This is a genomic window from Mesorhizobium sp. WSM4808, from assembly GCF_055811675.1.
The window spans coordinates 146,380-153,802 of the sequence record NZ_JBVVQX010000005.1; the positions used below are offsets into that span (position 1 = coordinate 146,380).

Here is a 7,423-nt window from a genome sequence, read left to right on the forward strand (position 1 = left end):
GAACGCTGACTGGGGACTGCGGTTCCCTGACATTATTTTGAGACGGCGGTCCTGCTTACCGCTTTCGCTTAACCGCTTGTTTGGGCTTGCCCTCTAAGCTCTTCCCTGACGTAAGCCAGGGGAAGTCACAGTCGGTTGGACACGGGTCTGCTCATTGCGCTGCTCAACCCGACGATCGCGCTGGCGCTCGGCGCGGCCTTCCTTGTGCTATGGTCCTATCAGCGCCACCGCCCCTATCTGGCCGTTTTGGCGATCAGCTACAGTCTCTCGGCGGCTGGCTTCCTGCTGCAGTATTTCACCTTGCCCATCGGGATGCCGCTGACCAAGCTTACGTCGAACATCTGCTTCACCATCGCCGCGTGCTGCCTGGCCAGCGCTGTCATCCACCGCTATGGCCGCAAGGTGCCCTATGTGGGGATCGCCGTGCTGGCCGGCGGCGGCCTGGCGTCGTTGTGCTGGTTCCTGTTCGTCGCGCCGGATCTCACCTGGCGCATCCTGGCGATGAATTTCGCATTCGGCGGCATCAGCCTTCTGGTTGCTGCCGAACTGCGCCCGGTGCGCAACAACGGCCCGACCGAAAAAATCCTGTTCGTGCTGTCGCTGCTGTCGGGCGTCAATTTCTTCGTGCGCACCCTTGCCGTCGTCATCGCGCATGGGCCCTTCGCCAGCTATAACGGGTTCTATGGCTCGTCCTACTGGACGACGGCGCTGCTGTCGCACGCGCTGCTCTCGCTGCTCATTGCGTTGTGCCTGTTTTCCGCCGCGGCACTCGACGTGTTGAAGGCATTGAAGACCGAGACCTATACCGACCCCCTGTCGGGCCTGCTCAACCGGCGTGGCTTCGAGGAACGCGGCATGCGGCTCTTGCAGCACTGCGCCTCGGCCCGGTTCCCGGTCGCGCTGGTGTTGGCCGACCTCGATCACTTCAAGGCGCTCAACGATGTGCATGGACATGGCGCGGGCGATCGGGTGATCGCCGACTTCGCCGCCAAGCTTCGGTCGGCGGCCGGCGCGCGCGGTGTTGCCGGGCGTATCGGCGGCGAGGAATTCGCGGTGCTGCTGCCACTCAGCGATCTTGCCGCGGCCCGGCTGTTCGCCGAGGCGGTGCGCACCGTCTATTCGGCCGGCCATGTCGACGGACTTCCCCAGGGAACGAGGGTGACGGCAAGCTTCGGCGTGGCGGCCCGCAGCGGTGGCGAGGCGCTGGAGCCGCTGATGCGCCGTGCCGACGATGCGCTCTACAAAGCCAAGAAGAACGGCCGCGACAGTGTACGCCTGTCCTATGAGCGGCCGGAAACGGCGTTCCTGCCGGAGCCGCTCAAGACCGGCTGAATCTGCCCGGACGGGACGGCGTTAACGTCTTCTTCGCCCGTCGATGATTAGCTGTCGGCGCGGGTGCGGGAGAACATGAGCGGCGCCAACTTCATCCTGTTGATCAATCTGTCGGTTGCCGGCCTGCTGGCGGCATCCTTCATGGCGGTCGCCTTCCACGATGTCGGCCGCGCGCCGGCGCGCTGGCTGGCATTTGGCTATCTGCTGGGCATGGCCTATTCGGCCATCGAATTCTCCATTCCCGCTTTCACCGACGCGCGGCTCCCGGTCGTGGCCGCCTTCGCGGTTTTCCTTGCCGCCACCATTGCGTTCAATGGCGGGCTTGCCCGCAAATACGGCGTGGCACTGCCCTGGAAGCCGATGCTGTTGTTCCTGTTGACCACCACCATAGCTGTGTATTTCGTGCAGGATCTGCCCCGCCAATCGCTGATCCGCATCATGGCTTACCAGCTTCCCTATGCGGTCATGCAGTTTGTCGGGCTGGCCATTGTCTGGTCATCGAGGCAAAAGCTTGCCCGTCTCGATCGCATGTTGATGGCGGTGCTGGCGGCGAGCGGTCTGCAGTTTGCCTCCAAACCGTTCATCGCGCATGCGCTTGGCGGCTGGGGCGCCAATCCGCAGGCCTATCTGCAAAGCAACTACGCGCTGGTGTCGCAATCGCTCGGCACTGTCTTTGCGCTGGCGCTGGCGCTGCTGATGCTGGCCATCCTGGTTCGCGACGTGCTCGCCGAAGTGACGTCGAAATCGGAAACGGACACGCTGTCGCGCCTGCTCAACCGCGGCGGCTTCACCCGGCATGCCGAGCTGGCGGTGCTTGGCGCGATGCGGCAAGGCGTGCCGGTCGCGCTGGTCATCGCCGATCTCGATCATTTCAAGAGCGTCAACGACAGCTTCGGCCATGCGTCAGGCGACCGGGTGATCGAGACTTTTGCAGGCTTCCTGCGCGAAGCTGCAGCCGCGCATCACGTTGCGGGTCGCATTGGCGGCGAGGAGTTCGCCATCATCCTGCCGGGAACCAACCTTGCCGCGGCGCGGCTGTTCGCCGAGGGGACGCGCAGCGCCTTTGGCGGGCTGCCCATCGACGGGCTGCCGGCTGACAACCGCTGCACCGCGAGCTTCGGCGTCGCCGAACTTCATCCGAGCGAAGACTTTGCCGATCTGATGCGGCGCGCCGACCAGGCGCTCTATCAGGCGAAGAATGCCGGGCGCGATTGTGTGCGCGTCTCCGCCGGACCGGCTGGCAACTGGTCGTCAGCCGGTATCGAGGCTAGCGGCAGGGGCTGAGTTCGGGCATCTCGCCGTCGGAGAGACCGTACATATAGGAGCGGCCCTTCACCAGCACAGGCGGCCGGTAGCAATCGCTGTATCCGCTGATTTCGTCGGCTTCGTTCTCGTAGATCACCTTGGGCTGGCCGGCGCTGGTGTAGTCGGATAGCTGCTTGGCCAGCTTGCCTTCGCCGACGATGATACGCTTGTAGCCGGCGGCGCTGTCGATAACGAGATTGCCGAAGGAATCCGCGTAGACGCGATCCTGATGCCGGGCGCCGGCGAGCGCTGGCGCTGCAAGGGCAACGACCGATGCCGCCACGATGAGCGCCGCAAGGCGCGATCTGCCTGAATTCGAACGCATGGCGTCCTCCGTGTCTTGAGGGAAAGCCTCCTCGAATCAGAAATTAACGTTTTCTTAACCTTTGTTAAGAGGCCGGCGCGTTTGGCGGCGATGTCTCGGTAAACATGGTTAATATCCGTTAATATCCGACTGGATGGAAAACCCGGTGGTCATCATTCGGCCATGCTTGGCCGCACCATCGCGGCTGGTGTCCGTCTCGGCGTCGGGATGACCTTGATCTTGGCAAAGCATCGCGGCTGGTTTGCCGCGCGGGAGGACAGCATATGGCGCTACGCCGGCCGATTTGGGCGTCCGTTTTCCCGTTGCTCGGGGTCGTCGCTGGCTGTGTGCCACAGGACGGTGGGCCGAAGGCGGCCAATACCGTCGTCGTCTCACCTGCGCCGGCTCAGCAGTCCGTCGCAGCCGCGGCGCCTCCGGCAGCTGCAACCAAGATCATCACCAACCTTACCGCGCCGCGATCCGGCATAGGCACGGCCACTTACAGATGCGGCAACAACGGTATGATCTCCATCCAAAATCTAGGCACGTCGTTGCGTGTGGTCGGGTCCGATGGCGCGACCGAGGAGTTTGCGGCGTCGCCCGCCAACCAGAGCAGCCGCTACCAGGCGGCCACGCATGACGCAATCGTGATCGACGGACGCGAGGCGCTGGTGATGAAGAAGGGGTCGACGCCGCAGACCTGCAACCGCTAGGGCTAATCTCAACACCGCTGGGCCCTTGGGCCAGACATGTTGCACTGCAGCGATATCGAGCCGGCTTCGGGCCTCCCGGCCTAATCGATTGAAGCCTAGGCCGGCCTTTTAGTCAGACTAAATTACGTTTTCGAAACGGTTTTCTGGCTTTGACGCGGTGCAAAAAGAGCATTAGAAACCGGCTGTCCGAAGTCGCAACCGGAAGCGGCAATGCCGCATTTCCACCTGAGGCTCCAGAGAGACGCCGAACTGGGGGAGCCATGAGCAAATCACCAGCCACCCGCGAATTTGCCAGACGTGAACGGCCGATTTCGCCGCACCTCACCGTGTACCGGCCGCCGATCACCATGACGATGTCGATCATTCACCGCATCACCGGTGGCGCGCTGTATTTCGGCACGCTGCTGGTCGCCCTGTGGCTGATGGCGGCGGCAAGCTCGCAGGCGACCTTCGATTGGGCCAATTGGGCCTTCGGCACCTGGCTCGGCCGGCTCATCCTGTTCGGCTACACCTGGGCGCTGATGCACCATATGCTGGGTGGCGTGCGCCATCTGGTCTGGGACACCGGCGCCGGCCTCGAGAAGCATACCGCCTCGAAGATCGCCTGGGCGACGCTGGCCGGCTCGATCCTGCTCACGCTGCTGATCTGGATCGCCGGCTATATGGCGCGGGGAGCCTGACCATGAGCGGCAAAAACACCGACATGCGCACGCCGCTGGCGAAGGTCCGCGGCCTCGGCTCCGCCCGCGAGGGCACCGGGCATTTCTGGCGCCAGCGCCTGACCGCGATCGCCAACATCCCGCTGATCCTGTTCTTCGTCGGCTTCCTGATCGCGCTCAACGGCGCCGACTACGCACATGTGCGGGCAGCTCTTGCCAACCCGTTCGTCGCGCTGGTGATGGCCCTGGTGCTCATTTCCGGGCTTACCCATATGCGGCTCGGCATGCAGGTGATCATCGAGGATTACGTGCATGGCGAAGGCATGAAGCTGGCGCTGATCGCGCTCAATACATTTTTCACCATAGCGGTCGGCGTCGCCTCGATCTTCGCCCTGCTCAAGCTGGCATTCGGAGGCTGAGTTGGCCAAGGACGCGAAACAAGCCAACACGGCAGGCTATACCTTTGTCGACCACAAGTTCGACGTGGTGGTCGTTGGCGCCGGCGGCGCCGGCCTGCGCGCCACGCTCGGCATGGCCGAACAGGGCCTGCGCACCGCCTGCATCAGCAAGGTGTTCCCGACCCGCTCGCACACGGTGGCGGCGCAAGGCGGCATTGCCGCCTCGCTGTCCAACATGGGTCCCGATTCCTGGCAGTGGCACATGTACGACACCGTCAAGGGCTCGGACTGGCTGGGCGATGTCGACGCCATGGAATATCTGGTGCGCGAAGCGCCGGCCGCGGTCTACGAGCTCGAACATTACGGCGTGCCGTTTTCGCGCACCGAAGAGGGCAAGATCTACCAGCGGCCGTTCGGCGGCCACATGATGAACTATGGCGAAGGCCCGCCGGTGCAGCGCACCTGTGCCGCCGCCGACCGCACCGGCCATGCCATCCTGCACACGCTGTACGGCCAGTCGCTGAAGAACAACGCGCAGTTCTTCATCGAGTATTTCGCGCTCGACCTGATCATGGAGCCGGACGGCACCTGCACCGGCGTTCTTGCCTGGAACCTGGATGACGGCACCATCCACCGCTTCTCGGCCAAGATGGTGGTGCTGGCGACCGGCGGCTATGGACGCACCTATTTTTCGGCCACCTCGGCGCACACCTGCACCGGCGACGGCGGCGGCATGGCCGCGCGTGCCGGCTTTCCGCTGCAGGACATGGAGTTCGTGCAATTCCACCCGACCGGCATCTATGGCGCCGGCTGCCTGATCACCGAGGGTGCGCGCGGCGAGGGTGGCTATCTCGTCAATTCCGAGGGTGAGCGCTTCATGGAGCGCTATGCGCCGTCAGCCAAGGACCTTGCCTCGCGCGACGTTGTCTCGCGCTGCATGACGCTGGAAATCCGCGAGGGTCGCGGCGTCGGCAAGAACAAGGACCACATCTTCCTGCATCTCGACCATCTCGATCCCGCCGTCCTGCATGAGCGGCTGCCGGGCATTTCGGAATCGGCCAAGATCTTTGCCGGTGTCGACCTGACCAAGGAGCCGATTCCGGTGCTGCCCACGGTCCACTACAATATGGGCGGCGTGCCGACCAATTACTGGGGCGAGGTGCTCAATCCGACGGCGCTCAATCCAGACCAGGTGTCGCCCGGATTGATGGCTGTCGGCGAAGCCGGCTGCGCCTCAGTGCATGGTGCCAATCGGCTCGGTTCGAATTCGCTGATCGATCTTGTGGTGTTCGGCCGCGCGGCCGCGATCCGCGCCGGCCAGGTCATCGACCGCAAGTCGGCGATCCCTTCGCCCAACGAAGCCTCGGTCGAAAAGATCATGGACCGCTTCGACCGGCTGCGCCACGCCAATGGCTCGACGCCGACGGCCAGCTTGCGTGAAAAGATGCAGAAGGCGATGCAGGAAGACGCGGCCGTATTCCGCACGCAGGAGTCCCTCGAAAGCGGCTGCAAGCGCGTTTCGCAGATCTGGGGCGAGTTGAAGGACATCAAAGTGTCCGACCGCTCGATGATCTGGAACTCCGATCTGGTCGAGACGCTGGAGCTGGAAAACCTGATGGCCAATGCCATCACCACGGTCTACAGCGCCGAGGCGCGCAAGGAGAGCCGCGGCGCACACGCACGCGAGGACTTTTCGGCGCGCGACGACGCGGTCTGGCGCAAGCACACGCTGGCCAGGCTGAGCGAAGACGGCAAGGTGACGCTCTCCTACCGGCCGGTGCACACCGAGCCGCAGTTGGCTGAAAAGGACGGCGGCATCAGCCTCGCCAAGATCGCGCCCAAGGCCCGGGTGTATTGAGGATCGAACATGGTTGAACTCACGCTCCCCAAGAACTCGAAGATCCAGCAGGGCAAGACCTGGCCGAAGCCGGAGGGCGCCACCAATCTGCGGGAATACCGCATCTATCGCTGGTCGCCGGACGATGACGAGAACCCGCGCATCGACACCTATTTCGTCGACATGGACGATTGCGGCCCGATGGTGCTCGACGCGCTGCTGTGGATCAAGAACAAGATCGACCCGACGCTGACCTTGCGGCGTTCCTGCCGCGAAGGCATTTGCGGCTCCTGCGCCATGAACATCGACGGTTCCAACACGCTCGCCTGCACCAAGGGCTGCGACGACATTTCCGGCGCGGTAAAAGTCTACCCGCTGCCGCATATGCAGGTGGTCAAGGATCTTGTGCCCGACCTCACCAATTTCTATGCCCAGCACGCGTCGATCCAGCCCTGGCTGAAGACGGTATCGCCGGAGCCGGCCAAGGAGTGGCTGCAGAGCCACGAGGACCGCGAGAAACTCGACGGGCTCTACGAATGCATATTGTGCGCCTGCTGCTCGACCTCGTGCCCGAGCTACTGGTGGAACGGCGACCGCTATCTCGGCCCGGCAACGCTTCTGCAGGCCTATCGCTGGCTGATCGATAGCCGCGACGAGGCCACCGGTGAGCGGCTCGACAACCTCGAAGACCCGTTCCGGCTCTATCGCTGCCACACCATCATGAACTGCGCGCAGACCTGCCCGAAAGGCCTCAACCCGGCCAAGGCGATCGCCGAGATCAAGAAGATGATGGTGGAGAGACGGGTCTAGGCGGAGCGGATTTGCTGCAAACCTCGGATGTAGCGATCCGTAGCGGCCCCCCTCTGTCCTGCCGG

The 7,423-nt window shown here is 63.7% G+C and carries 8 protein-coding genes; 7 read left to right on the forward strand and 1 reads right to left on the reverse strand.

All coding sequences use genetic code 11. The annotated features are described in order from the left end of the window. The first annotated feature begins 135 nt into the window (after positions 1-135). Both AC0L2U_RS10730 and AC0L2U_RS10735 read left to right on the forward strand, forming a co-directional pair. Positions 136-1,332, forward strand: a complete 1,197-nt coding sequence (locus AC0L2U_RS10730) for a GGDEF domain-containing protein (RefSeq protein ID WP_473601887.1) — start codon at positions 136-138, stop codon at positions 1,330-1,332. A 75-nt stretch (positions 1,333-1,407) separates the two neighbouring features. Continuing rightward, positions 1,408-2,616: a GGDEF domain-containing protein gene (locus AC0L2U_RS10735; RefSeq protein ID WP_473601889.1), complete on the forward strand. Its 1,209-nt coding sequence runs from the start codon at positions 1,408-1,410 to the stop codon at positions 2,614-2,616. Here AC0L2U_RS10735 and AC0L2U_RS10740 read toward each other — a convergent pair. Further along, positions 2,600-2,962, reverse strand: a complete 363-nt coding sequence (locus tag AC0L2U_RS10740; protein ID WP_127408247.1) for a hypothetical protein — start codon at positions 2,960-2,962, stop codon at positions 2,600-2,602. The two genes, AC0L2U_RS10735 and AC0L2U_RS10740, sit on opposite strands and share 17 nt — an antisense overlap. A gap of 263 nt (positions 2,963-3,225) precedes the next feature. Here AC0L2U_RS10740 and AC0L2U_RS10745 point away from each other — a divergent pair, with 263 nt between their 5' ends. From AC0L2U_RS10745 to AC0L2U_RS10765, 5 genes are all read left to right on the forward strand, one after another. After that, positions 3,226-3,654, forward strand: a complete 429-nt coding sequence (locus AC0L2U_RS10745) for a hypothetical protein (RefSeq protein ID WP_473601890.1) — start codon at positions 3,226-3,228, stop codon at positions 3,652-3,654. Positions 3,655-3,914: 260 nt separating this feature from the next. Continuing rightward, positions 3,915-4,334, forward strand: coding sequence for a succinate dehydrogenase, cytochrome b556 subunit (sdhC, locus tag AC0L2U_RS10750; RefSeq protein ID WP_032900823.1), 420 nt, complete (start codon positions 3,915-3,917; stop codon positions 4,332-4,334). Between the two features lie 2 nt (positions 4,335-4,336). Further along, positions 4,337-4,732, forward strand: a complete 396-nt coding sequence (gene sdhD / locus AC0L2U_RS10755) for a succinate dehydrogenase, hydrophobic membrane anchor protein (RefSeq protein WP_127330207.1) — start codon at positions 4,337-4,339, stop codon at positions 4,730-4,732. A gap of 1 nt (position 4,733) precedes the next feature. Further along, a complete protein-coding gene (gene sdhA / locus AC0L2U_RS10760) occupies positions 4,734-6,569 on the forward strand; it encodes a succinate dehydrogenase flavoprotein subunit (protein WP_127322425.1) in 1,836 nt (611 codons plus the stop codon). 9 nt (positions 6,570-6,578) lie between these two features. Then, on the forward strand, positions 6,579-7,358 hold the full coding sequence (locus AC0L2U_RS10765; protein ID WP_127382861.1) for a succinate dehydrogenase iron-sulfur subunit: 780 nt from the start codon (positions 6,579-6,581) through the stop codon (positions 7,356-7,358). Positions 7,359-7,423: the final 65 nt, after the last annotated feature.

Excerpts from the sequence above, each read along its gene's own strand:
- sdhC (WP_032900823.1), top strand. The coding sequence starts at position 3,915 with ATGAGCAAATCACCAGCCACCCGCGAATTTGCCAGACGTGAACGGCCG.
- AC0L2U_RS10735 (WP_473601889.1), top strand. The coding sequence starts at position 1,408 with ATGAGCGGCGCCAACTTCATCCTGTTGATCAATCTGTCGGTTGCCGGC.
- AC0L2U_RS10745 (WP_473601890.1), top strand. The coding sequence starts at position 3,226 with ATGGCGCTACGCCGGCCGATTTGGGCGTCCGTTTTCCCGTTGCTCGGG.
- AC0L2U_RS10765 (WP_127382861.1), top strand. The coding sequence starts at position 6,579 with ATGGTTGAACTCACGCTCCCCAAGAACTCGAAGATCCAGCAGGGCAAG.
- AC0L2U_RS10740 (WP_127408247.1), bottom strand. The coding sequence starts at position 2,962 with ATGCGTTCGAATTCAGGCAGATCGCGCCTTGCGGCGCTCATCGTGGCG.
- sdhD (WP_127330207.1), top strand. The coding sequence starts at position 4,337 with ATGAGCGGCAAAAACACCGACATGCGCACGCCGCTGGCGAAGGTCCGC.